This window comes from Halalkalirubrum salinum (genome assembly GCF_005543295.1).
In the GTDB taxonomy this organism is placed as follows: domain Archaea; phylum Halobacteriota; class Halobacteria; order Halobacteriales; family Haloferacaceae; genus Halalkalirubrum; species Halalkalirubrum salinum.
The window spans coordinates 138,480-161,899 of the sequence record NZ_SRSG01000008.1; the positions used below are offsets into that span (position 1 = coordinate 138,480).

22 protein-coding genes are annotated in these 23,420 nt (G+C 61.5%); 3 read left to right on the forward strand and 19 right to left on the reverse strand.

Features of this window, described 5'->3' with window-relative positions; all coding sequences use genetic code 11:
* Positions 1-2: 2 nt before the first annotated feature.
* From E5K03_RS02535 to gcvT, 7 genes are all read right to left on the reverse strand, one after another.
* Complete coding sequence (locus E5K03_RS02535; RefSeq protein ID WP_138004799.1) at positions 3-809, reverse strand: fumarylacetoacetate hydrolase family protein; 807 nt, start codon at positions 807-809, stop codon at positions 3-5.
* Positions 810-817: 8 nt separating this feature from the next.
* The gene (locus E5K03_RS02540; RefSeq protein WP_138004800.1) at positions 818-1,165 is read right to left on the reverse strand and encodes a cupin domain-containing protein; all 348 of its coding nucleotides are present in this window, start codon (positions 1,163-1,165) and stop codon (positions 818-820) included.
* A gap of 91 nt (positions 1,166-1,256) precedes the next feature.
* The gene (locus E5K03_RS02545; RefSeq protein WP_138004801.1) at positions 1,257-2,054 is read right to left on the reverse strand and encodes an SDR family oxidoreductase; all 798 of its coding nucleotides are present in this window, start codon (positions 2,052-2,054) and stop codon (positions 1,257-1,259) included.
* Between the two features lie 97 nt (positions 2,055-2,151).
* Positions 2,152-3,585 (reverse strand): aminomethyl-transferring glycine dehydrogenase subunit GcvPB, encoded by a 1,434-nt coding sequence (gcvPB, locus tag E5K03_RS02550; RefSeq protein ID WP_138004802.1) that lies wholly within the window; start codon positions 3,583-3,585, stop codon positions 2,152-2,154.
* Complete coding sequence (gcvPA, locus tag E5K03_RS02555; protein WP_138004803.1) at positions 3,582-4,919, reverse strand: aminomethyl-transferring glycine dehydrogenase subunit GcvPA; 1,338 nt, start codon at positions 4,917-4,919, stop codon at positions 3,582-3,584. Before gcvPA ends, gcvPB begins: the two co-directional genes overlap by 4 nt.
* A 61-nt stretch (positions 4,920-4,980) precedes the next feature.
* Positions 4,981-5,364: a glycine cleavage system protein GcvH gene (gcvH, locus tag E5K03_RS02560; RefSeq protein ID WP_137196556.1), complete on the reverse strand. Its 384-nt coding sequence runs from the start codon at positions 5,362-5,364 to the stop codon at positions 4,981-4,983.
* 18 nt (positions 5,365-5,382) lie between these two features.
* On the reverse strand, positions 5,383-6,471 hold the full coding sequence (gene gcvT, locus E5K03_RS02565; protein WP_394343956.1) for a glycine cleavage system aminomethyltransferase GcvT: 1,089 nt from the start codon (positions 6,469-6,471) through the stop codon (positions 5,383-5,385).
* A 118-nt stretch (positions 6,472-6,589) separates the two neighbouring features.
* Between gcvT and E5K03_RS02570 the strand changes: the two genes are divergently transcribed.
* Positions 6,590-7,084 (forward strand): NYN domain-containing protein, encoded by a 495-nt coding sequence (locus E5K03_RS02570; RefSeq protein WP_240729919.1) that lies wholly within the window; start codon positions 6,590-6,592, stop codon positions 7,082-7,084.
* 117 nt (positions 7,085-7,201) lie between these two features.
* On the opposite strand, the gene E5K03_RS02575 is transcribed toward E5K03_RS02570, so the two are convergent.
* From E5K03_RS02575 to E5K03_RS02625, 11 genes are all read right to left on the reverse strand, one after another.
* Complete coding sequence (locus E5K03_RS02575) at positions 7,202-9,043, reverse strand: hypothetical protein (protein WP_138004806.1); 1,842 nt, start codon at positions 9,041-9,043, stop codon at positions 7,202-7,204.
* A 40-nt stretch (positions 9,044-9,083) separates the two neighbouring features.
* Positions 9,084-9,473 carry a DoxX family protein gene (locus E5K03_RS02580; protein WP_138004807.1) on the reverse strand — a complete coding sequence of 130 codons (390 nt, stop codon included), beginning with the start codon at positions 9,471-9,473 and terminating at the stop codon, positions 9,084-9,086.
* A complete protein-coding gene (locus tag E5K03_RS02585) occupies positions 9,466-10,089 on the reverse strand; it encodes a S26 family signal peptidase (protein WP_138004808.1) in 624 nt (207 codons plus the stop codon). The genes E5K03_RS02580 and E5K03_RS02585 overlap by 8 nt, the downstream gene beginning before the upstream one ends.
* 84 nt (positions 10,090-10,173) lie before the next feature.
* Complete coding sequence (locus tag E5K03_RS02590) at positions 10,174-11,427, reverse strand: tRNA (N(6)-L-threonylcarbamoyladenosine(37)-C(2))-methylthiotransferase (RefSeq protein WP_138004809.1); 1,254 nt, start codon at positions 11,425-11,427, stop codon at positions 10,174-10,176.
* A 261-nt stretch (positions 11,428-11,688) separates the two neighbouring features.
* A complete protein-coding gene (locus E5K03_RS02595; RefSeq protein WP_138004810.1) occupies positions 11,689-13,236 on the reverse strand; it encodes a TrkH family potassium uptake protein in 1,548 nt (515 codons plus the stop codon).
* A 24-nt stretch (positions 13,237-13,260) separates the two neighbouring features.
* Entirely contained in the window at positions 13,261-13,941 is a 681-nt protein-coding gene (locus tag E5K03_RS02600) for a potassium channel family protein (protein WP_138004811.1), read from the reverse strand.
* Positions 13,942-14,064: 123 nt separating this feature from the next.
* On the reverse strand, positions 14,065-16,332 hold the full coding sequence (locus tag E5K03_RS02605; protein ID WP_138004812.1) for an amino acid permease: 2,268 nt from the start codon (positions 16,330-16,332) through the stop codon (positions 14,065-14,067).
* Positions 16,329-16,637 (reverse strand): hypothetical protein, encoded by a 309-nt coding sequence (locus E5K03_RS02610; protein ID WP_138004813.1) that lies wholly within the window; start codon positions 16,635-16,637, stop codon positions 16,329-16,331. Before E5K03_RS02610 ends, E5K03_RS02605 begins: the two co-directional genes overlap by 4 nt.
* Before the next feature lie 114 nt (positions 16,638-16,751).
* Positions 16,752-17,411, reverse strand: a complete 660-nt coding sequence (gene deoC / locus E5K03_RS02615; protein ID WP_138004814.1) for a deoxyribose-phosphate aldolase — start codon at positions 17,409-17,411, stop codon at positions 16,752-16,754.
* A gap of 216 nt (positions 17,412-17,627) precedes the next feature.
* Positions 17,628-18,116, reverse strand: coding sequence for a hypothetical protein (locus tag E5K03_RS02620; RefSeq protein ID WP_138004815.1), 489 nt, complete (start codon positions 18,114-18,116; stop codon positions 17,628-17,630).
* A 276-nt stretch (positions 18,117-18,392) separates the two neighbouring features.
* The gene (locus E5K03_RS02625) at positions 18,393-18,836 is read right to left on the reverse strand and encodes a pyridoxamine 5'-phosphate oxidase family protein (RefSeq protein WP_138004816.1); all 444 of its coding nucleotides are present in this window, start codon (positions 18,834-18,836) and stop codon (positions 18,393-18,395) included.
* 219 nt (positions 18,837-19,055) lie between these two features.
* On the opposite strand from E5K03_RS02625, the gene E5K03_RS02630 reads away from it, so the two are divergent.
* Positions 19,056-20,564: a replication factor C large subunit gene (locus E5K03_RS02630; RefSeq protein ID WP_138004817.1), complete on the forward strand. Its 1,509-nt coding sequence runs from the start codon at positions 19,056-19,058 to the stop codon at positions 20,562-20,564.
* A 71-nt stretch (positions 20,565-20,635) separates the two neighbouring features.
* On the opposite strand, the gene E5K03_RS02635 is transcribed toward E5K03_RS02630, so the two are convergent.
* Positions 20,636-22,111, reverse strand: a complete 1,476-nt coding sequence (locus tag E5K03_RS02635) for a PAS domain-containing sensor histidine kinase (RefSeq protein WP_138004818.1) — start codon at positions 22,109-22,111, stop codon at positions 20,636-20,638.
* A gap of 197 nt (positions 22,112-22,308) precedes the next feature.
* Here E5K03_RS02635 and E5K03_RS02640 point away from each other — a divergent pair, with 197 nt between their 5' ends.
* A complete protein-coding gene (locus E5K03_RS02640; protein WP_138004819.1) occupies positions 22,309-23,385 on the forward strand; it encodes a zinc-dependent alcohol dehydrogenase family protein in 1,077 nt (358 codons plus the stop codon).
* Positions 23,386-23,420 lie beyond the last annotated feature (35 nt).

Genomic DNA, 23,420 nt, shown 5'->3' on the forward strand with positions numbered 1-23,420 from the left:
GATTATTTGACGATCGCATCGAGTTCCCCAACTCCGGAGACGATCGCCCGAACGCGATCGCCCGATCGAATTACCCCTGCACCTGGCGTCCCAGTCGAGATCACGTCACCCGGTTCGAGCGTCATGCCCCGAGAGTGAAACGCGACCAACTCGGCGGGCGAATGTCGCATGTGGTCGATCGTATTCTCGGCGATCGTCTCGCCGTTGATCTCGGTGCGAACCATCGTGTCGGCTGAAACCGCGTCAGCGCCCGAAGACGGCACGACGAGATGTGGTCCAAAAATCAAAAACGAGTCGAAGCTCTTCGCGCGGGTCAAAAACCGCGGGTTCCGTTCGAGGATGTCCTCGGCGGTCATGTCGATCACGGGGACAAACCCAGCGATCACGTCTGACACGCTCGCTGGATCAACCTCTGAGCAGGTTCGGCTGATCACGACCCCGAGTTCAGCCTCGGCGGTGACGCGATCGCTCACTTCGGGTAACCGGATCGGACCACCTGGCGGGGCGATCGCGGTGTGTGGTTTCTGGAAGCTCGCTGGTTCGTCGGGCGTTGTCTCCTTGAGATCAGCCGCGTGATCGGCGTAATTCAACCCAATTCCCCACAGCTTTCGCGGCTCGAACGGGGTCCCGAACGACAGCGCTGTGGCTGGTATCCGATCGGCTGGCACTGCGTCAAGGTCGATCGCGTCTGCGTCCCGCGCGGCGGCGACGATACCTGTCACATCCGGCAGCGCCGCAGATAGCGGAACGAATCCCTCGTCGTCACCGACGACGCGGCGTCCGTCGATCGTCCGGCCAAATTGAAGCATTCGGGCCATCACTCCGCCTTGTCGGTCCAGAAGTCAAACGATCGTCCTGGCGCGAAGACGTCGAGGCCGATCGCGGTCGTTTCGCCGGTGTTCTCGACGCGATGGGCTTCCCACGCCTCCAGATGGACCGAATCGTACTGTTCGAGCGTCACTGTCTCGGTCTCGGTGTGGACGGTCAACTCGCCTTTGAGACAGACACAGACCTGCTCGTTCTCGTGGTCGTGCATTGGGGAGCTATGTCCCGAGGGTTTTTCGAACCACTCGAACGAGAAGGCGTCGCTGCCGGCCAGGGCAGCTCGACCCCAGCCATTGTCGGGTTCGTACGTCTCCGCGTCGTCGAAGGGAACGTGTTCCATACTCGACTCTCACAGGGACTGAACAAATCGGTTGCGACGGCGGCACGCTGGAATCCTCACGGCAACAACCGCTGCGGTTGATACAAGTAGCCTACAGATTCGACCCGCCGCTGCCGCCGTCGATCACGATCGACTGGCCGTTGATGTAGCCGGACTTCGGCGACGAGAGAAACGCAACCGTATTCCCCAGTTCCATTGGATCACCGATCCGCTCCAGCGGGTTCGACGCGCCCCAGTCAGCCAGCCCTTCCTCGTAGCTGTCGTACTCACCGCGCTCGATCGCCTGCTCAATCAGGTCACGGATCCGGGAGGTTTCATGTGATCCCGGAAGCACCGCGTTGGCCCGCACATCCGGGGCGAGCTCCAACGACAGCGTCTTTTCCAGGCCGATCACGCTCATTCGCACCGAGTTCGACAAGACGAGCGAGTCGATCGCTTCCTTGACGCTTCGGGAGGTGATGTTGACGATCGTCCCGCCGCCGTCGGCCGCGAGCGGCTCTGCAGCAGCCCGACACAGCCGGACGACGCTCATCACGAGTAGATCGTACGCGTCATACCAGTCCTCGTCGTCCGTTTCGAGGAACGGGCCGCTCGGGGGCCCGCCCGCAGAGGTGACGAGGTGATCGAGTCGGCCGAACCGATCGATCGGCGTCTCGACGAGCGTCTCGATATCATCTGCACTGGTCAGATCGCCCGGTACAGCAACAACTTCGGCTTCGCCGGCGGCCTCCTCGCGGAGGTCCGCGGCCGCTTCTTCGAGGGTCGTCTCGTCGCGACCGTTGATCACGACGTTTGCGCCCTCGCGGACGAGTGCGCGTGCGGATGCGTTGCCAAGCCCGCGGCTGGATGCGGTAACGAGGGCGACGTTGCCGTCAAGTTCGAGATCCATACCACCATCGGCGGCCGGCACGTACAAAACCGTTGACCCCCCGGCGGCATCGGCCGGTGGCTGGGTTCGTGTCGCGGCCGCTGGCCCTGTCGACTGGCTACTCGTCAGGCTCGAGCGCGTGCCATGACAGCCGGGGATTTCGCGCCGCGCTGGCCTGATCGATCCGGGTCGCAGCCGTTCGGCTCGGCGCGGATTCGATCGCCTCGTCGGTGTCGGCGTACGCGCGGTTGAACGCCTCCGCGAGCGAATCGAGTGAGCGTTTCGTTTCAATCTCGGTCGGTTCGGTCAACATCGCCTCGGGGACCATTTCAGGCCACTTTGTCGTCGGTGGGTGGACGCCAAAGTCGAGCATTCGCTTTGCGACATCTGCGGCGTCCCGATCGCCCGACGTTGCGGCAAACTCGTGGTGGAATGGGCCGTAGGGAATCTCCAGATCCAGCTGGGATGCGAGGTAGTTCGCGTTGAGAACCGCCTTTGCGCTTGCGTCCAACAGCCCCTCGTCGCCGAGTCGAGCGATGTACGCGTACGTCTTGATCAACACCAGCCAGTTGCCGGTGAAGCCGTGGACCTTCCCGATCGATCGCTCGGGCTCGAACTCCTCGTACGTTCCGCTGTCTGTCTGTTTGACCTGTGGTGTGGGCAGGTACGATTCGAGTTCCGACACCACGCCGACCGGACCCGCACCGGGGCCACCGCCGCCGTGCGGGGTTGCGAACGTCTTGTGGACGTTGTAGTGCATGATATCGAATCCCATATCCCCTGGCCGGGCCCGTCCGAGCAGCGCGTTGAGGTTCGCACCGTCGTAGTACAGGAGTCCGCCGGCGTCGTGGACCATCTCGGCGATTTCGACGATATCGCGTTCGAACAGGCCGATCGTGTTCGGGTTCGTCAGCATGAGCGCCGCGGTATCCTCGGAGACGGCGGCTTCGAGCGCCTCCAGATCGACACGACCGTCATCGCCGGGTGGAAGTTCGACAACATCGTAGCCGGCCATCGAGGCCGTTGCGAAGTTGGTTCCGTGTGCGGAGGCGGGAATGATGACCTCGCTGCGGTCGTTTCCGTGGTGTTCGTGGTACGCCTTCGCGATCAGGATCCCGGTGAACTCGCCGGCCGCACCCGCGGGTGGCTGCAGCGTCACCGCGTCCATTCCGCCGATCGTCCCGAGGTACTCCTGCAATCGATAGCGGAGTTCGAGGTTGCCCTGTACGGTCTCGGCGGCCCGATCGGGGTGAATCGCCGCGTTGGGGTCGGCGGCGACGTCTTCGGTGAACTTGGGGTTGTACTTCATCGTACAGGAGCCAAGCGGGTACGGCCCGCTTTCGATGCTCCAGTTCATCTGCGACAGTCGGGTGTAGTGGCGGGCGATCTCCGGTTCCGACAGCGATGGCAGCGTCACTGAATCACGGGTGAGATCAGCCGGCAGTGGCCCGTCGTCGTCGTCGTCGATCTCGACGGTGGTCTGGTCCTTCTCGGAAAGCAGCGGTTCGCGCTTCGTTTCGTCGTGGGTGTAGCGTGCTTGGTCGTGGATCATGCGGCCACCTCCTCGAACGCGGCGACGAGTTCGTCGGCCGCGGACTCATTCACGTCTGTGATACACACCTGCAGTTCGTGTTCGCCAACGACGTGGACAGCGAACCCCTCGGACGCTAACTCGCCGGCGATCGCCGCCGCAGGCTGCTCGGTATGGACGACGAACTCCCGGAAGTGGTGTCGGTCGTGGACCGGTGCTTTGTATCCGGTGATCTCGTCGATCTCGGCTGCCAGCGACTGGGCGTTTCGGACGCTGTCTTCTGCGAGCGAAACCAGTCCCTCAGGGCCAAGCCACGCGGCGTGGATCGCCGCCCGAAGTGCAACCCACGCCTGGTTCGTACAGATGTTTGAGGTCGCCCGCTCTTTGCGAATGTGCTGTTCGCGAGTCTGCAGTGTCAGCGTGTACGCCCGGCGATCGTCGGCGTCCTCGCTTGCCCCGACGAGTCGGCCGGGGACCTGCCGGAGGAACGTCTCTTTGGTCGCAAAGATACCGAGTCCCATGCCGTTGCTTGTCGGGAGTCCCAACACGTCTGCCTCGCCAACAACCACATCCGCGCCAACCGACGCTGGTTCCGATAGCAACGACAGCGCGAGCAGATCCGTTCCGAGCACGAACAGCCCTTCGTTGTCGTGGGCCACGTCGGCGATCGCGGAGAGTGATTCTTCGATGGTCCCGCGAACGGTTGGATTCTCGGCGTACACCGCGGCGGTCTCCTCACCGGCGATCGCCCGCAGCGAGTCGAGATCCGCGTTGCCGTCATCCATGCCGTACGTCTCGATCTGCATTCCGGAACCGTCGACGTAGTTCTCCAACACTGCGCGTTTGCCCGCCCGCAGCGTCTCGGGGACGAGAACGGTATCTCCGGTCGTCGATCGGACCCGCCCGGCGAGCAGGGTTGCCTCTGCGAGTGCGGTTGCGGCGTCGTACATCGAACAGTTCGCGACCGGCAGGCCGGTGAGTTCGACGAGCATCGACTGATACTCGAACAGCGCCTGCAGGAATCCCTGCGTAATTTCGGGTTGATACTGGGTGTAGCTCGTGATGAACTCGGCACGATCGGCGAGATGATCGACGATCGAGGGGACGTAGGTGCTGTAATGGCCCCGTCCCATGAACTCGGTGAGCGAGTCGTTTTGAGAAAACATCTCCGCAAGCTCTGTTCGCACTGCCCGCTCACTCTGGGCGTCGATTCCCAACTCGCCGTCGAATGCGACGTCGGCTGGAATGTCGAACAGATCGGCCTCGGTGTCGACCTCGAGCGCCTCGAGCATCGATTTGGTGTCTGCTGTTGTATGCGGAGCGAACGGGCTCCCGTCTGGTATGTGTGCTGTCATGGTGTTTGAGTCTGAGTACGATCGAATCCTGTCTTGCGGGGACGGTCGATCGCGTCCGGTGTTATTCGATCTGTGCAGCGTATGCGTCGGGCGACAGGAGTGCGTCGTGGCCTGTCGGATCGTCGGCGTCAACTTCGAGCATCCAGCCGTCCCCGAACGGATCATCGTTCACTAGTTCGGGCTCGTCAAAAAGTGCCTCGTTCACGGCCACCACTTCGCCGGTGACCGGCGAGTAGAGATCCGAGACTGCTTTGATCGACTCAACCACTCCGAATGTCTCTCCGGCGGTGACTGTGTCTCCGACCGACGGCAGCTCGACAAAGACGACATCACCGAGTTCGTCCTGTGCGAAGTCGGTGATTCCGACTCGAACGGTCTCGTCGTCGGTACTCGTCCACTCGTGCGATTCGAGGTATCGCTTGTCTTCAGGTACGTCGAAGCTCATCGTTCGTGTGATTTGACCTCAGTCTGTGATAAATGGCGGTGTTGTGACCGTGGCCTCTTTTGGCTCGCCGCGGACACGAACGTGGACCGTCTCGCCCGCTTCGACGCCCGCGTTGAGGTAACCAAGCCCGATCGGCTCGCTGAGCGTTGGGCTCATTGTGCCGCTCGTGAGATGACCGATCGGCTCCCCGTCGGTATCCGTCACCTCGTAGCCGTGCCGGGGAACGCCTCGTTCTTCAAGCATGAGTCCGGTGAAGCGTTCGTCGACCCCGGCGTCTTTCTGGGCGGCGATCGCATCTCGACCAACAAAGTCGGTATCGAGCGCGACGGTGAATTCGATCTTCGCCTCAAGCGGTGTCCGCGGCTCCTCGTCGGGATCGAAGTCCTGCCCAGAGAGGAGATACCCCATCTCCGTCCGGAGCGTGTCGCGCGCGCCGAGCCCACAGGGCTGACAATCGAGGGCGGACCACACTGGCTCGGCATCGCTTGCGGGACACAGCACCTCGAAGCCGTCTTCGCCGGTATAGCCGGTCCGAGAAACCAGACACCGCACGCCAGCGATCTCGAACGACTCGAACTCCGTCCACGAGAGATCGGCAGCGGCGGAATCGGCCGCTTCGGTCATGAGCCCCTCCGCCTCGGGACCCTGGACGGCGAACATTGCCCACTCGTCGGTGACGTTCTCGACGGTTGCGTCGAGGCCCCATTCGTCGCGGTGATCGACCCAGCGATCGTACATCTGTTGATCGTGGCCCGCGTTCGGGACGAACCGCACGAGCGGCTCGCCGTCGCGATCGGCCAACCGGTAGACGATCGTGTCATCGAGGATTATCCCCTTGTCGGTGGTTATGCAGGCGTACTGGGAGTTTCCTGGCTCGAGCCGCGTGACGTCGTTCGTTGTGAGCCGCTGGGTGAGTTCGATCGCATCGGGGCCAGTGACGTCGATCTCGCTCATGTGGGAGACGTCGAATATCCCCGCGCGTTCGCGGACCGCAGCGTGTTCCTCGCGGATCGAATCGAACGAAACGGGCATCTCCCAGCCGCCGAAGTCGGTGAATTTCGCGCCACGATCGTCGTGGACCGTGTGTAGTGGTGGCATTCGGGACATATCCATATCGTCTCGCCCGAGCGTGTAACCTTTTTTCATCCCGGTCGCCGACGAGCAGCAATCCGGTCCACGAGAGACAAACGCCACGATCATGTACGTAGGGTGCCGAACGGTGAGTATGAGTGCCGATCGAGGAGGCGACAGCCTCCAGGAGGGCGTCGCGCTGTTCGTTGACGGGCCGAACATCCTTCGCGAGGAGTTCGATGTCGATCTCGATGACATCCGTGAGGCCGCCGAGGTGAAGGGCCACCTCGTTGCGACCCGACTGTACGTCGACGAACACGCTACGCCCGGATTGATCCAGGCCGCAGAAGCCCGTGGCTTTGAGGTCATCGTCACAAGCGGCGACGTCGACGTAAAGCTCGCGGTTGATGCGACCGAATTCGCGATCGACGGGGCGGCCTCGCTGCTCGCGATCGCCTCTCGAGACACCGATTTCAAACCCGTTTTGGAGATCGCCAACGCCCGCGGGCTCCGGACGTTTGCGATCGCCCCTGGGACCTACGGGCGATCGGACGCGCTCAGGAACGCGGCGACGGACTCGATCACGCTTGACGGGGACGTGACCGGAGGACCGTCCGATCGAACCGCTGTGGACGGGTCAGCGGAGTAAACCGCCGAGGATTGATCAGCAGTTGAACTGCAGGGGCCCGATCGGCCGGTACCGATTCGAACTCCTGATTCACGTTTCAAGCAAAATATTCGCTGATACTCACGGCGACATCGCGACTCAGTTGACTGCCTTCGACAGCTCTGCGCCCGTTTTAAATTTCACATCATTCGACGCCTCCGCCGCTCCAACAAGATGGAGAACCGGCGCATCCAGCGCGGTGACGACACATACCGGCGAGACATCGCTGTCGTAATCATCGCAATCACCCGTGTGCTTGGCGAGTGTTTCCCGTGACTGAACACCCCAGCAGTAGACGTTCCCGTCGTCCCTGCACACTGGATGTGCGCCGGCAGGAAGATACTCCGCGTTTGGGTCGTACGGCGCACGAAGCGTTATGTTCCCATACGTGGTCCTGCCGGGCTTTTTCCGTCCCGTAACGCGCGATCGAAGATCGACACCCCCTTCTTCAATATCTGATCGACCAACCCCTGCGATGACAGTCGGGCCGTCGCCGACCAGAAGCGTCGCGGCGTCTTCGTAGAGCGCGCCGTCGTCGATCATCCACCCGCCGGCGTACAGGAGCTGTTCCTCGTGGCGGATCCGTCGCACGTACAACAGCGCGGGCATCGGTGACGGGCAGCCAGGCGGTGTCGCTGCAACGGGAACGACGAACGTTGCGGTCACGGCACTACCTTCTGCGATCGTCTCCTCTCCCCACGAGTTCAGGTCGTCGGGTACCGCGGCTGACCCGTCCTCAGAGACGAGCAACAGTGGCTCTACAACCTCGGCTGCTGGGGGCGCGGCAGTGACGACAATCCCACCCGAGGTCTCGAACGCGGCGACACCGCGGCGGATGTCTTTCTTGTCGATGCCCCGAAGTTGACTGAGAGAAATATCGCTCCCGAGTTTGAGCGTCGCGGTGAGGAGGTTTCGACACGCCAGATCCCGGTGGATCGCGACAGCCCTGTCGCTCTCCGCACAGCTGTCGGCGTCTCGTTCACCAATGAAGTACGCGAGGACGCGTTGTGGTGTGAGTTCGTCGGCCAGCGCCGGGCCGTCCCCCCGAACGCGAGCGTCGGGGAGACAGACGACGAAGCGTTCGCCGATCGTGGGCTCTCCGTCGAGGTACTCGTAGAGCGGTTCCGCTTCGTCGACGATCCCGTCGCCATCGCTGTCGAGGTCCTCGAAGATGCGATCGATATCGCCTTGCACGATGCGGCGGGCTTCCTGTAGGTGTCTCCTCGCGCGGTCCCACTCGCCGGCGTCGACGGCGTCGCTCGCGTCCTGGGCGAGGCCATGACGGCTGTCGGCGTTCTCGGCGACGGTGACGCAAAGTTCTGAGGGACAGCCGTCGAGTTCCGTCCGCACCGTGGTCGTCGCGTTGATGAACGCGTCGAGAGCGATCTTTGCGTCGTCGCTTGCTCGATCGTCAACGCCTGCGATGGCAGCGTCAGCGTAGACCAACAGCGCTCGTTCGATGTCCAGAACCGTCACGAGTACCCCTGTGTCATCGTCAGCGTCGGTATCACCTTCATCATCTGGACCGGGCCACCAGATCGTGCTGGGCTTATTCGATCGCGACGAGTTGTAGTCCCGGGCTTTTGTGGGTGCGCTGGTACTCCAACCGTCGATCTCAATCTCCTGTGAGGCGGCCTGCAGACTCGGCGGTATATATCTGACATCGATCGGGTCGCTCCGGTGAAGCGCAATTCGCCCACCACCACCACCGCCACCGGCGGCGGTGCTCGCCGATCCGTCGTAGAAGCCTGCCGGTGATGCCGCGGTGGTTCCGACGACTTGTTCGCCGGCGCGGTCGACCAATCCATTGACTGTCGTACAGCCAGCGAGGCTCCCGAGCGCGACGATGCCACCGGCCGTGAGAATCGATCGTCGTGTCGTCACAAGCGAGCGATCAGCAGTCTTCACCGATTCGATATTCGTGTAACTATTCGTATTCATCTCCACTCGTGTAAGTCACGGGAAGAAATAAATCAGTCAGTTACCTGTTGTAGGCCTTCCGCAGGAAGACGAGCACCCCGCCGAACATCGCCATGTTGCCGAAAAACGCGAGCCGTTCGCCGGAGGCACTGTCCTCGTCTGCGTTCCAGAAGTCGTGCATTGTCGTCGTCACCACCGCGAGAAACGCCGCCGCCGCGCCCGTCGAGACCCGCGGGAGCCGCCACAGCGCAATTCCGAATCCCGCAACGAGCATCATCCCCGAGGCCATCGGTGCGAGGATATCAGGCATCGGGACGCCGGCGGAGTCGGCATACTCGATCGTGTCCTCCATATCACGGAAATCCTCAGAAGCTTGCAGTGCTAACCCCAGTCCAAGGAGTACCCGGCCGATCGTCGATACGCTGCTTTGGTGCTCAGTCTCATCAGACATGGTACATCGTAGCATCCATAGGCTCATAAGCGATCGGGCCGGTCCAATCGGCCCACGCGAGTGCCAGCCTGAGCCAGCCGGCGTTCGGCACCCTGAGCTGTCCTTTGGCCTCGATCCACTCTGGTTTGACCGGCGGGGCGGTCCCGGCAACCTGATCGTAGTAGGGGTTGTCGTCGCCGTAGGTGATGTATCCCGAGTGTGGAGCCGGGCAGTTGTCGATCAGTGCACAGTGGGTTTCACCCAGCCGATCGTGATCGGCTCTGTCGGTCCAGTCTTCGCCCGCTGTCACGTAAAACGCAGCCCGGTGGAAGATCGGCGATCCTTCTCGATCGGGTGGCGAAAACACGATCACGTCGCCTTGCCCGCCGATCCGTCCGTATCCGCTCGTCTCCGCCTCTTCGGCGGTGACGATGCCGTCCTGGGCGTTCGGACCGCCGAAGCGATCAGTCGCGGACACGACGATCAGATCACCCGCCTCGGCGTGTGGCTCCATGCTTCCGCTCTCGACGGCGACCATCGGTGGCCACATCCCGGCTGCCAGCACGAGCACAGCCGCGAGAACGAGGACGATCCCGATCGGTCCGAGAACGTCGACAGCGAGTGCACGGCGACCCATATCCGCACAACGGGTCGTGGACCCAAAACTCGATTGCTCGCTCGAACGAGCAAATAGATCGGTCAGCCAGCTATAATACCCCGCTCAGAGGGGCGTGGCGAACGCGTACACCGTCTGGTGGCCCGTCACCTCGACAGTCGTGAAATCGCCGGGTTCGAGGCCGTGTTCGGACGCGTTCTGGACAATGATTTGCCGGTAGGCACCGTCGCGGCACTTCACCGAGTCGCCCACGCCCTCTTGGACGACGAGCACCTCTCGAGTCGTGCCGATCATCGACTCGTAGGCCGCTCCGACGACGTCCATCTTCAGTTCGGACATCGCCTTCGATCGCTCCTTCTTTTTTGTCCCGCCGAGGCCCTTCATGTCGGCCGCGTCGGTCCCCGGCCGCTTCGAAAAGCGAGTCACGTTGATCTTTTCTGGGCGGACAGATTCGAGGAGCTGCATGGATTGTTCGTGATCGGCGTCCGTCTCGGTCGGGAAGCCGACGATGAAGTCCGTCGACAGCGTCCAGTGGTCGAGCGCCGCCTCGAACGTCTCGACAATCTCGACGAACTGTTCGACGCGGTGTTGCCGGCGCATGTCTTCGAGGACCGCGTCGCTCCCTGATTGGACGGGCAGGTGAATGAAGTTGTACAGCTTCTCGTGGCGGGCGAACACGTCCGCGAGTTCCTCGCGAATGCCGTGAATCCCACCGGGGTTGGCCATCCCGACCCGCACGCGAAAGTCACCGTCGATCTCCGTACAGATCCGATCGAGCAGTTCTGGAAGCGTGCGATCGCCGGTGTCCCAGCCGTAGACGCCGGTGTCCTGGCCGGTGATCCGGATCTCCTTCGCGCCGGCGTGCACCAGCGCACGGGCCTTCTGGACGTTCTCTTCGACGGGTGGGGAGTCGACCCGGCCGGTCGCAAACTTGGTGATGCAGTACGAGCAGTTCGACATACAGCCGCGAGCGATCGGGAGGATGCCGATCGTCCCGTCTAAGATGGGTTCGGTATCGGGGGTGACTGTCGGACACTCGCCGTTGAGCACGGCGGTGGGCACCTCATCCCAGTGCAGTACCTGTGCGTCGACACCGGCGTCTTTGAACTCCTCGCCCTGTGCGAGTGCCATACAGCCGGTGACAATGAGGTCCGCGGTCTCGGATTCGAGCTCTTTGGCCCGCGAAAGCATGTTCCGTTCGGTCTTTTCGACCACGGTACAGGTGTTGAGGATCGCGACGTCGGCGGCCTCGACCGACGGCGCTGGGTAGTGACCGCCCTCCCGGAGCGCCTGCTCGATCTGTTGGCCCTCCCCCTGGTTTGACGTACACCCGTACGTCTCGATGTGATACGTGGCCATTCGATTATCTTCGATTACGTCCGATCGGGCAAAAGGACGACGATCGACCGCCGGTTTGCGGTCATCGATGCGTTCGTCTCCCGTTTCACGTTGAGCAATCCACCGAACGAACGTGCTGGTGCTTGCGTCGACGAGGACTCTGATGAGGCGGCGCTGGTGGCGATCGCGCCGACGAAGAGCCGACGAAGAGCCGACGAAACGGCGCTGATCGCAATCGCGTGTTCGAAACCCGGACGATCGCAAGTTCTCCCACGGGCAACCTCACTTGTACAGATTGAGCCGACCGAGGATCGACCCAAGGAGCACCGCGATCGGGATGATCTCGAGTCGACCGACCCACATGTTGAGGATCAACATCGCCTTGGTGATCGACGGCATCTCAGGCCCGGTGATTCCCGCGTCGAGTCCGACATTGCTCTGCGCGCTCATCACGTCGAAAATAACATACTCCAGCGGATACTCCGAGGGTAAGGCGTACAGGAACACGGTAACACCAAGACAGAGAAACGCCACCCAGAGAATGAACACGACCGTCGCCTCAGTGTATTCGCGTTCGACCTGTTGTTCGCTAAGCCGGCGATCGCCGATTTGCAGATACCGGACCGCACGCTCGGGGACAAAGACGCCCCGGATGTGCCACGCGGTTCCTTTGAGGATCGTTATAACGCGGATGAGTTTGATTCCGCTCACCGTCGAGCCGGCGGCAGCGCCGGTCAACATGCCGAGACACATAAGCAGCGTCGCGCCCGCGCTCCAGACCTCCCCCGTTCCGTCCCCCACTGTCGCCGTCCCGAAGCCGGCGTTCGAGGTCGCCGAGACGAACTGAAACAGCGCGATCCGGAACGTCTCTTCGAGTGATCCGTACTGGCCATTCGCATAGAGGAGCGCGGTTAACCCGATCGACCCGATCGCGAACCATCCGAACACCCACCGCGTCTGCAGATCCGTGTACAGGTTTTTGATCTCGCCTTTGAACACAAGGTAGTGCACGGGAAACGCGATGCTGCCGGCGAGCATCACGGGGACGACGGCGTACTCGATGAGCGGGCTATTGTAGTGGGCGATCGAATCTGCGTGCACCGAAAATCCGCCGGTTGCAATGCCAGTCATGCCGTGGTTGATCGCGTCCCACGGGGGCATGCCGACCGCGAAGAACAACAGGATCGAACCCAGCGTCAATCCGAGGTAGATCTTCCAGATCTCCTGGACAGTCGAAACGATGCTTGGATGGATCCGTTCGGATCGGGCTTCGCTCTCGTACAGCGTGAACGAACCGCTGCCGGGGCGGGCGAGGATCGCGACTGTCAACACGATCACCCCAACGCCACCGATCCATTCGGTGAACGAACGCCACCAGTGGATCGATCGCGGGAGGTCCGCTTCGACGGCGGCCATCGTCAGCCCGGTTCCGGTAAACCCGCTCATGCTTTCGAACACCGAATCCAGCGGGGAGAGAAACACAGCCATCGTCTCGTTCATCGCCGGCGTCTGTGCCCAGGCTGGGAACGGATCGAGAGCCATCGTCCACGCGATCAACACGAACGGCAACGATCCGAGCACCCCAGTGACTCCCCACGCGCTCGCGGCGGTGATCATCGCCTCGAGCTTTCCCGGCGCGTCCGCGTCCTGATAAGCGGTCGATAATCCGGTTCCGACCCCGGCGACGACGAATGCAGAGGTACCGAACGCCGGTACCGCGTAGTACTCACCGTTGAGAACCGCAACGACGATCGAGGCGGCCAACATGATCGAAACGGCCTGGAGGATACGCCCAACGTCCCGTGCAATTGTTCCGATATTTGCTCTCATGGGTTGAAGCAGGCGGTGTGTGACTCAGTGATCCTCGTCGTGTCCGAACAGGTCCGTCAAATCCGGAGCTGCCCCGAACGCTGAGTAGACGGTCACCAGATCGCCGGCCTTGATTTCGGTGTTTCCGCGGGGTGTGATCGGCGGCCCCGCTCCATCCCGCTCTACTGCGATAATAAGCACATCTTCTGGGATGAGTCCGTCTTGGGCTGCCTGTTCTATCGTTTTCCCGCGGATCGGTGCATCCTCAGTTATTGTAATCTCGAACACCGCTGCCTCGTCACCAACTTGCAGATAATCGACGATCGCCGGGCGAGCGACCGATCGATAGAGGTACTCTGCGATGAGTCGCTGCGGGTTTTCCATCGTGTTAATGCCAATTCGCCGATACAGGTCCATGTGTTCGGGGTTGGGGACGACAGAGACGACCATTGGGATCTCGAGTTCTGTCGCGAGCAGACAGACCATGACGTTCGTCGCGTCCTGATCGGTCGTCGAGATGATTGCATCCGCCTGCTCGGCACCCGCGTCGGTTAGGACCCCTTTGGCGGTCGCGTCCGCGTTGAGGACCAGACAGTCGTATTCGCTCGCAATCCGGTCGGCTCTGGCCGCCTCGCGCTCGATCACGACAACCTCGTTTTTTGACTGGATCGCGATCTCGACGAGCGGCGTCCCGATATCGCCCGCACCGACGACGATGATGTACATGTACGCTGTGAGTCACATCCCCCGCGCAAAAATCGCACTGGTTGCTCTGTCCTGTTTCGATCCGATTGGTTACCGTGTCGCCGTCACGAACCGATCGGTGGCCGGTAGTCGCTCCCCGAGTGCTTACCCGAACAGCCGCTCCCACAGCGATCGTGAGGATGGCCGTTCGGCCAGGAGCACGGGGGTATCGAGATTTTTGATCGTGTCGAATACCAGCGAACCACGGATAATCCGCGAGAGCAGCCCGCGCTCGGTCGCGCCGACGATCACCAGGCTGTAGTCCGCACCGAGACGAGCGATCGTCGCCTCGACGTCGCCGGTTTCGATGCGCAACTCCGCGTCCGCAAGCTGGTGCCCGGCAGCCCACTCGCGGAGGAAGGTTCGGCCCTCGTCTTCTTGGCCGGCGTCGACGATGTGCAGGAGTGACACATCGACGCCGATCGTCTCCCGGAGCGATCGGGCGACCTCCGCAGAGAGGTCCGAGGAGGGACCGCCCGCAGTCGGCACGAGGATGTCGGCGAGATCGAGTTCCTGGCCGTCCAATACGAGGAAATCACACGGCAGATCGTGTGTCAGTTCGTCCAGCGAACCCTCCGCGCGGCCACCGGTGAACTGCGCGCCGCTGTAACCCATCACGACTGTGTCCGCGTTGTTCGTCCGGGCGGCATCGAACACCTCCTCGACGCCGCGGTGTGAGAGAATCGTCTTGGTATCGATCGGCACGCCAAACGCCTCGGCGTCAGCTTTTGCAGCATCGAGAAGCAGTTCTGAGGAGGCGTCGATGCCTTCTCTGTGTTCAGCGGCGGTCGAAAGCGCCGTCTGGTCAGGCACCGTGACGATGTGCGTTGCGAGCACGCGACCGCCTTCGTGTTTGGCGATCGCGCCGGCGAGCGTGATGAGCGCGCTCTCTGTTCGTGGGTTCGACACTGCGACCATGATCGTCGGTCCGTCTGGTTCGTTCACGCCGGTCGGTGCGACCGCGTCAGCGGCGTCGACGAGTTGGTCCGGCAGTTCCTCCTCACGGCGTCGGATGTACTCAGAGAGGACGCCCTGTTTGTCGGTGTTGCTCCGAGCGTAGATGAAATACCACGCGACCGCAGCGAGGACGAACGCCCCCGAGAGCGCGATCTCGAACCCGTCCATAAACGCGACTAATCCGAGCGATAACACTGCGCCGAGAATCGGCGTAATTGGATACAGCGGAACCGTGAACTCTGGATCGTACTCGGGGACATCGGCCTCACGAAACACGATCAACCCGACGTTCATCAGCGCGTACACGATGAGGTGGAGGACACTCGCCGCCTTTGCGAGCACCTCGATCTCTTGGCCTAACGCCGCGATAAAGACAATAATGAGCCCGCCAGTCACGATGATCGATCGGTACGGCGTCGCGTAGTTGGGGTGAATCTCGTTGAGCCAGTTGGTGACGATCTTGTCGCGACCCATCGCGAAATTGATCCGTGCGGACGCGAGGATCGACGCGTTCGCCGAGGAGGCGGTCGCAAGGAGTGCACCCACCGTCATCACGCCCGCAGCAGCGGCGGCAATTCCGCCGATGGGGCCAATCGACGGCGGGAACGCGACCTCGGCGGCCTGTGCGACCGGCGCATCTTGACTCAGTTCGGGCCACGGGATTACCCCAAGCATCGTCGTGACCAAGATTGCGTAAATGACTGTTACGATCGCCACGCTTCCGATGATCGCGATCGGGAGGTTTCGCCCGGGATTTTTGAGCTCCTCGGCGACGGTCGCGATCTTCGCGTAGCCGAGAAACGACACGAACACGAGCGCCGTCGCCGGGAGAATCGCTCCAGTCCCATACGGTGTGAGTCCGTCAGCGCCGGCGAGCGTGGCGTAATCGAACGAAAAGAATCCCGCGACCGCAAAGGCAGTGAGAATCGAGAGTAACAAAAAGACAATAACGGTCTGGACGCCGCCGGTCTCTTTCGCGCCGATATAGTTGACACCTACAAAGATGAGCCCCGCGATGAGCGCGCCGATCTGGATCGGATTGAGGAACGCGATCGAGGGCAACCCAACGAAGACGACGAGGTACTGCCCGAAGCCGATACAGTAAAACGCTGAGGCGAACGCTAACCCCATCCAATCGCCCATACCGGCGATCGAGCCAAACATCGGCCCGAGCGATTTGTTGATGTAGTAGTAGCCACCCCCGGCTTTCGGCATCGCGGTGCCGAGTTCTGAAACCGACAGGGCGTTGACCATCGCGATCACTCCACCGACGACGAACGAGACGACGACGATCGGCCCGGCAGCGTTGGCTGCAACCCCCGGAAGGACGAAGATCCCTGCGCCGATCATCGTCCCGATCCCGATCGTCATCGCCGAGACAAGTCCGAGGTCTTTGGCGAGTTCTTCCTCGCTCATACCGCTCCCCCCGACTCAACAAGTGAGGATTTCAGAATTGGTGTGTTCGGGCGTGACTTCATCGACCACCTCCCGGCGAGCGACCGCATGAGGCGACCGCTGGGTCGGGGTATAGATGCGATTGAGCCTGCAGCGCCCCCGACGGCGGCACCAAAGAGTGCTTCGACGACGTGCAGCACCGTGACCTGATGTAAGCGATGCGGTTCAAATGCTTGTGTCGTCGCCAGTCCGTTCGCCTCGTTGGCGATCGGTACGGGCACCGGCGCGAGTGGGGTGTCAGTCTCGGCCTCGTCGTCACGATTCATACCTGCCGGTATACAAGTGCATCTTAAGAAACTGTGCGATATCGATGAGCGAGCCAACAGATCGTCGATCTGTCTCTCTGTCGATAGGAATGGGTCAAGACGACGACCGTGTTGTTACGCCGGTGCTCCTTCGAGGATCGCCACGCCGCTGGACGCGCCGATTCGTTCGGCACCAGCGTCGATCATCGCCATCGCCGCCTCGTAGTCGCCGATCCCACCGCTTGCTTTCACTGGGAGATACTCAGCCATGAGCGAAACGTCCTCGACAGTCGCACCAGCCGTCTCGACGTCGAGATCCTCGATATCTGCAAACCCTGTCGAGGTCTTGACCATCGCGGCATCCGCGTTCACGGCGGCCGCACAGGCGCGGTGTTTCTCTTCGTCAGTGAGGGAGGCGGTCTCGATGATGACTTTCACCGGGATCGGGACCGCAGCAACGAGTTCGCAGATCTCGGTTTCCACGAGGTCGTCTTCGCCGGCCTTGACTCGGCCAACATTGATCACCATGTCCAGTTCGTCCGCCCCAGCTTTCCATGCGATTTCGGCGGCCTCGCGTTTGGCCTCAATGCTATCTTGGCCGTGTGGAAATCCGATCACGGTTGCGATCGTGACATCCGGGGCCATCTCGGCCGCTTCGGCGACGTAACACGGCGGAATACAGGCGTTCATGCCGTACGTTTCCGCAGCCGAGAGGACGGATTCGACGTCGGCGATCGTCGTCTTTGGTCCCAATACGGTGTGGTCGATCATCCCTGCGAGCGTCGCGCGATCCATACGAGAGCCTCTGTGGGGAGCGTGATAGCCGTTTTCCTTCGGTAAGACAGATTGTGTGCCGGCCAACATATTCGTCTCTCTGATAGCTTTCAGTGGTTCGTCAACCGTAGCCTTGCGCGTTCCACTCGTTCCGTTGGTTAATCCTGGTCGGTTTTAGCGCACGCAGGACACAGCGTCTATTCACCAGCCTCTGGAGACGATCGTTGGGGGACTTCGTCACTCGATCGTCGGATTCGTCGGGTTAAACACGCCAGCGGGGTTTCCACGGTGAACCCAGACGTGAACCGCCATGAGCGGTGCGCCGGGTATCGGCCCCCAACCGTCCGATTCCGACACTTTGAGCGTTCGGCTGGTGGACTCGTCGGAGAACACATTGCCGGCGACACCAGTCTCTGCGTGGGCGAATTCAACGGCCCCGAGCCGAAGGTCGTCGTCGTGTGCCGGGTCATGCACGTCGCCTGGTCCAGGGTTGTAGTCACCGGTCGTATAGTAGACGAGGATGGGTGGTTCCGAAAGGTTCACCTCGGTATCTGCGTCAGCAGCGACGAGGCCTGGATTGACGAAATGGAATCCCATGTTCGGGACGTACGGAGATACCATGGTGCCGTATCCGTCTTCTCGGGCGGTAGCCACGTTCCGGTACGTTCGGGTCGCTGCCCGGGTTTGTTTAAGCTCGTGGGAGAGTTCGTCACTCCTCGCGCTCACGGCTCCGACGGGGCCGGTGAGAAGAGCTGTACCAGCCAATCCGAGGCCAACTGTTTTCAAGGCTGTACGGCGCCCGATCGCGATACTCTCGTCTACCGATGCGTTGTGAGTCATAGTACTCGAAGCTCTGTAACGTCTTGGTAAGACATAACGCTTCTCATTAGAATGCACTGTGCTACCGAGTCTCTTCTCGCCGCCGACCCGTAAACTCCAATCGCTATACGCCCAGTGTCTCTTACGATATTTCTGTCAGTTACTCAGACGCCCAAACCCGTCTCAATCATCACGGAGCGGTTCTGCGATCCCCGTCATCGTCTCCGGATCGAGCCGGTAGAACTCGAAGGACATCTCTCGGGGATGCGCCTCAAAAATGTCGACAACGGGAATCATCACCCGCTGCATTGAATCCAGCACGTCTGAATCGATCGACTGTTCAACAATTTCGCTGAGCATCCCCGTGGCGATCACGCTGTGATACCGCCCGGACACCCGCCCGTACGTGACGAACGTAATCGGGCGGTGTGACCGACCAAGCCGATTTTTCTCGGTGTCGGTTCGGGCGAGTCGAAAGCAGAACCGATCGGCGTCGGGATCGAATCCGTACGAAACTGGAATCGAATACGGCGGTTCCTCGTCCCCCCGGGAAATCGAGATCACGCCGGTCCCACCGGGCTTGAGGAAATCGGCCATCTCGTCGTCTGTGAGTATTGTAGTGGTCATGTCTATCTATTATCGGTTGGTTGTGTAATTCTATATTCAATTCTTCCCTTCTGGTAATGTTCACGTTAACCCAAACCCGCACACAATCTGGGAACGTGTTTTGTCTTCTTTGACCGTCACGCAATGTATTCTTGATCTGTGCCCCCGATCGAACTGGACGGTTCCGGCTGCGACTGGCGCTCCGCAACCACTATACGACGCACACACTTGTCTTCGGTAATGGCCGATTGGACCGAAACGTATCGTCCACAGTCACTCTCTGAGTTGCGCGGCAACGACAAGGCCCGTGACGCGCTCCGAGAGTGGGCAACCAGTTGGGACGACCACTGCGAGGCGGCGATCCTCCACGGCAGTCCCGGAATCGGCAAGACCTCCGCCGCCCACGCGCTGGCCGCCGACATGGGCTGGGAGACCGTCGAACTGAACGCCTCCGATCAGCGAACCGCTGACGTGATCGAGCGCTTCGCCGGGCGGGCCGCACAAAACGCCACGCTCGCCGGCAGCGTTGCCAGCGGCGACGCCGGGGGCGACACGAGTGGAGGCCGACAGCTCGTCATCCTCGACGAGGCCGACAACATCCACGGCAACTACGATCGCGGCGGCGCCTCGGCGATCACCCGGCTCGTCAAATCCTCGGGCCAGCCGATCGTCCTCATCGCCAACGAGTTCTACGATATGAGTCGCGGGCTCAGAAACGCCTGCCGCGAGATCGAGTTCCGCGACGTCTCGAAGCGATCGATCGTCCCCGTATTGCGCGATATCTGTCGCCGCGAGGGCATCGAGTTCGACACCGATGCGCTCGATCGGATCGCCGAGGCCAACAGCGGCGATCTCAGGGGTGCTGTCAAGGATCTCCAGGCGGTCGCAGAAGGGAAAGATCGCCTCGTTCTCGAAGATGTCGTCACGAGCGATCGCGATCGATCGATGGACCTGTTTCCGTTCCTCGACGCGGTGCTCAAAGAACAATCCGCCGAAGCGGCGCTACAGTCTGCGTACGCGGTCGACGAGACGCCCGACGACCTGACTGCCTGGATCGAACACAATCTTCTGTCGGTGTACACCGCCAGAGAGGCAATCTCCGCGTACGATGCGCTTTCGAACGCCGATCGCTGGCTGGGGCGGGTCCGTGCGAGTCAAAACTACAGCTACTGGCGGTACGCGACCGACAACCTCGCGGCGGGCGTCGCGGCCGCACGCGACGAACCGAAGGGCGGTTGGACCCGCTATCGCCGGCCGCAGTTTTGGGGCTCATCTGACTCGACGCGCGAGGAGCTCTGCCAGCAGATCGCCGAACGCAGCGGCGTCAGCATGGCGATCGCTCGCCGCGAAATTCTCCCGTACCTCTCGGCGATGACCCACCACTGTAAGCCTCGGGAGCTGACGGTTGCGATGGCGGCTGCCTACGACCTCGACGAGGAAGGTGTCGCCTTCGTCACTGGGAGCGGCAAGACGACAAAAAAGGTCGCCTCGATCGTCAAAGATGCCCAGGCAATCCGCGAGGCGGTGATGACCGAACACACTGCTGACGCGTTCGCGCCGCGAGCCGACGAGCCTGACACGACCGACGATGCGGCGACGACGGGACCCGAAGCGATCGGTCCGAACGGTGCTGGCGAGGACGCAGGTCACACGAATGAGGACGAAGCCGAATCTGCGGACGATGATCCCGGCGACGACGAGAATACCGCCACCGATGACGGCCAGGCAGGGCTCTCGGACTTCATCTGATTCGATCGGCGACGCTGTGGCGAGAATTCACGCTCTCTCCGGGAAGCCTCGGGGCTGGAGCTCGAGGCGGTTCACGCGCCTTTGACGCCACGGAATTCAAACCGTGCGCCACCTGTCTCGCTATCGGTGATCGTCAGTTCCCAGCCGTGGGCGTCGGCGATTTCGTTGACGATCGACAACCCGAAGCCGGTGCCGTCATCGGCGGTCGTATAGCCCGGTTCGAGCACCTGCTCACGGATCGATTCAGGAACTCCTGTGCCTGTATCCGCAACAAAAAACCCGTCATCAAGCGGGCTGATCATGATTTTGATTGGTTCGTCTTTGATGCTGCCGTGTTCGATCGCGCCGCCGGGCGGAGTCTGGCTGCCCGTGGAACCGTGTTCCACGCTGTTGCGAAAGAGATTCTCGAACAGCTGTTGGATGCGGCTTTCTGCACAGTGGACTGCTCCGATCGACTCGACGACGGTAAGCGTCGCGCCCTGAGTTGGCACTGTCGACCACGCGCGATCGGCGATGGCGTCGATCGACACTGGTTTCGTATCGTCAATCGGCTGGCCCTGTCTTGCCAGCGCGAGCAGGTCGTCGAGTAGCTGCTCCATCCGGTCGAGTGCCCCCTGTGCCGCTGTCAGGTTTGCATCGTCCTCGTCGGCCTCCTTGAGTGCGAGCTGGATTCGTCCCTCGGCAACATTCAATGGGTTTCGGAGATCATGAGAGACGACGCGGGTGAACTGTTCGAGGCGCTCGTTCTGTCGTTGGATTTCTTGCTCGCGCTTTTTGCGTTCGGTGATGTCTCGCGCGATTCCGATGAGACCAATCGTTTCGCCTGTTTCATCCCGCCAAGGGACCTTCGATGTAAGATTCCACTTGTCGTACGCCTCGATGTACTCCTCTTTGTCGAGGATCGGCTCGCTGGTTTCGATGACGTGCATATCGTCCTCGTAGGCCGATCGGCGATGTGACTCGTCGACGCCGTCCAGTTCGAGGTCAGTCTTGCCAATCAGAGAGTCTTCATACTCCGAAACGTGGCCTTCGCTGACGTAGAGGTGTCGACCTTGCTCGTCCTTGACAAAAAGGTGTATTGGAATTGAATCGAACAGCGAATCGAGCAGTTGTGCCTTGCGATCGCGCTCGGCCTCCAGCGGCGACTCGGTGGCGATTTCACGGATGTAGCCCTCGATGATGGGAAGCCCCCCGTCGGCGTTCTCGATCGAATTGACCTGACTGGGCAGTGATTCCATACCGGCGTCCGAGATGCCATGACCGGATTCGTGGACCCACTTGGTCTCGCCGTCTGCGGTCTCGATCCGATATTGGACCTCGAAGGCCTCGCCCTCTGCGAGTGCTCTCTCAACGTCTCGCTGGAGTCGATCGCGATCGTCTGGGTGAATCAAATCAGTTCCAAACGTCACTTCGCTGTGTTTGAGTGCCGAACAATCGTAGCCGGTGAGCTCTTCACAGCCGCCGTCGATTCCAAGCATCGTCCACGACGGGTCGGTCAAACACCAGTAAATGACGCCGGGAAAGGAGTTTTTTAGTTCTCCTGACATCGGTTAGGCCACGTTACGGCGGCTTTGTGTGTCGGCCGAATGGGTACACGGAGATGTGATCGACACCATCTGTTCTTTCGATCGTTGGTCGCTCAAATATGTAAATGTTTTCTATCTTATACTCATCATGTCTATCCCTTCAGTCGACCACTTTTCGAGGTTGTCCATTTTTGTTACACTCCCTCTATGGTCCATCTATGCGCGCAGCGTTACTTACCGAGTACAACGACCCGCTGTCGATCCGATCGGTTCCTGACCCGTCGCCCGACCCCCACGGCGTCGTCGTTGCCGTCGAAGCCTGTGGGATCTGCCGCAGCGACTGGCATGCCTGGAAGGGACACGGCAAGTGGGCCGACGATCGCGTCCCGCTCGGACAGATCCTCGGCCACGAGCCTGCCGGCCGGGTGATCGAGGTTGGCGATCGAGTCGAGACGGTCGCCGTCGGCGATCGGATTGCCGTCCCGTTCAGCGTCGGCGACGGCACCTGTCCGTGCTGTCGAAACGGCCGCGGAAACATCTGCGCGGACGGCTACGCGATCGGCTTCGAGCCCGATGCCCCCGGTGCGTTCGCCGAGCGCGTCCACCTCCCGCACGCGGACTACAACGCGATGGCGATCCCTGAGGGCGTCTCGTTTCGAGAGGTTGCGGCGATCGGCTGTCGGTACATGACTGCCTTTCACGCACTTGAACACCGCGCGGCCGTCGGAGCTGGCGACTGGGTCGCAGTCCACGGCTGTGGCGGCGTTGGCCTCTCGGCGATCCAACTCGCCGCGACGCTCGGCGCACGGCCGATCGCTGTCGACGTTCGAGACACTGCGCTCAACCGTGCTCGCCAACTCGGGGCGATCGAGCGAGTCCACGCCGAACGCGAAGATCCGATCGAGGCGATCGCTGCGATCACTGATGACGGATCGGGCACAGCCGGGGCAGATGTCTCCGTTGACGCACTCGGCATCGCCGAAACGTGTCGCAACTCCGTGCGATGCCTTCGCCACGGCGGAACCCACGTCCAACTCGGGCTCACAACCGACGACGAACGAGGCGAGGTGTCGCTACCGACCGACTGGATGACCCGCTGGGAGATCGACTTCCTCGGATCGCGTGGCATGCCGCCGACCCGCTACGGCGAACTATTTGGACTGCTCGAGGCTGGCCATATCGATCCGGGCGCGCTCATCACCCAGGAAGTCGCCGTAGCAGATGTCTCTGATCGACTGAAGGCGATGGACGAATACGCGACCGACGGGATTGAGGTCGTGACCGATTTCGGCTGATCGCCACACGTTGCCTGTGGACCGAGATCGCCCCT

What these genes read in the sequence shown, in the direction of transcription:
- E5K03_RS02535 (WP_138004799.1), bottom strand. Translation starts at nt 809, where the DNA reads ATGCTTCAATTTGGCCGGACGATCGACGGACGCCGCGTCGTCGGTGAC.
- E5K03_RS02625 (WP_138004816.1), bottom strand. Translation starts at nt 18,836, where the DNA reads ATGACCACTACAATACTCACAGACGACGAGATGGCCGATTTCCTCAAG.
- E5K03_RS02590 (WP_138004809.1), bottom strand. Translation starts at nt 11,427, where the DNA reads ATGGCCACGTATCACATCGAGACGTACGGGTGTACGTCAAACCAGGGG.
- E5K03_RS02605 (WP_138004812.1), bottom strand. Translation starts at nt 16,332, where the DNA reads ATGAGCGAGGAAGAACTCGCCAAAGACCTCGGACTTGTCTCGGCGATG.
- E5K03_RS02570 (WP_240729919.1), top strand. Translation starts at nt 6,590, where the DNA reads ATGAGTGCCGATCGAGGAGGCGACAGCCTCCAGGAGGGCGTCGCGCTG.
- E5K03_RS02585 (WP_138004808.1), bottom strand. Translation starts at nt 10,089, where the DNA reads ATGGGTCGCCGTGCACTCGCTGTCGACGTTCTCGGACCGATCGGGATC.
- E5K03_RS02580 (WP_138004807.1), bottom strand. Translation starts at nt 9,473, where the DNA reads ATGTCTGATGAGACTGAGCACCAAAGCAGCGTATCGACGATCGGCCGG.
- E5K03_RS02595 (WP_138004810.1), bottom strand. Translation starts at nt 13,236, where the DNA reads ATGAGAGCAAATATCGGAACAATTGCACGGGACGTTGGGCGTATCCTC.
- E5K03_RS02640 (WP_138004819.1), top strand. Translation starts at nt 22,309, where the DNA reads ATGCGCGCAGCGTTACTTACCGAGTACAACGACCCGCTGTCGATCCGA.
- gcvT (WP_394343956.1), bottom strand. Translation starts at nt 6,471, where the DNA reads ATGTCCCGAATGCCACCACTACACACGGTCCACGACGATCGTGGCGCG.
- gcvPB (WP_138004802.1), bottom strand. Translation starts at nt 3,585, where the DNA reads ATGATCCACGACCAAGCACGCTACACCCACGACGAAACGAAGCGCGAA.
- E5K03_RS02540 (WP_138004800.1), bottom strand. Translation starts at nt 1,165, where the DNA reads ATGGAACACGTTCCCTTCGACGACGCGGAGACGTACGAACCCGACAAT.
- E5K03_RS02635 (WP_138004818.1), bottom strand. Translation starts at nt 22,111, where the DNA reads ATGTCAGGAGAACTAAAAAACTCCTTTCCCGGCGTCATTTACTGGTGT.
- E5K03_RS02630 (WP_138004817.1), top strand. Translation starts at nt 19,056, where the DNA reads ATGGCCGATTGGACCGAAACGTATCGTCCACAGTCACTCTCTGAGTTG.
- E5K03_RS02610 (WP_138004813.1), bottom strand. Translation starts at nt 16,637, where the DNA reads ATGAATCGTGACGACGAGGCCGAGACTGACACCCCACTCGCGCCGGTG.
- E5K03_RS02600 (WP_138004811.1), bottom strand. Translation starts at nt 13,941, where the DNA reads ATGTACATCATCGTCGTCGGTGCGGGCGATATCGGGACGCCGCTCGTC.
- E5K03_RS02575 (WP_138004806.1), bottom strand. Translation starts at nt 9,043, where the DNA reads ATGAATACGAATAGTTACACGAATATCGAATCGGTGAAGACTGCTGAT.
- gcvH (WP_137196556.1), bottom strand. Translation starts at nt 5,364, where the DNA reads ATGAGCTTCGACGTACCTGAAGACAAGCGATACCTCGAATCGCACGAG.
- deoC (WP_138004814.1), bottom strand. Translation starts at nt 17,411, where the DNA reads ATGGATCGCGCGACGCTCGCAGGGATGATCGACCACACCGTATTGGGA.
- E5K03_RS02545 (WP_138004801.1), bottom strand. Translation starts at nt 2,054, where the DNA reads ATGGATCTCGAACTTGACGGCAACGTCGCCCTCGTTACCGCATCCAGC.
- gcvPA (WP_138004803.1), bottom strand. Translation starts at nt 4,919, where the DNA reads ATGACAGCACACATACCAGACGGGAGCCCGTTCGCTCCGCATACAACA.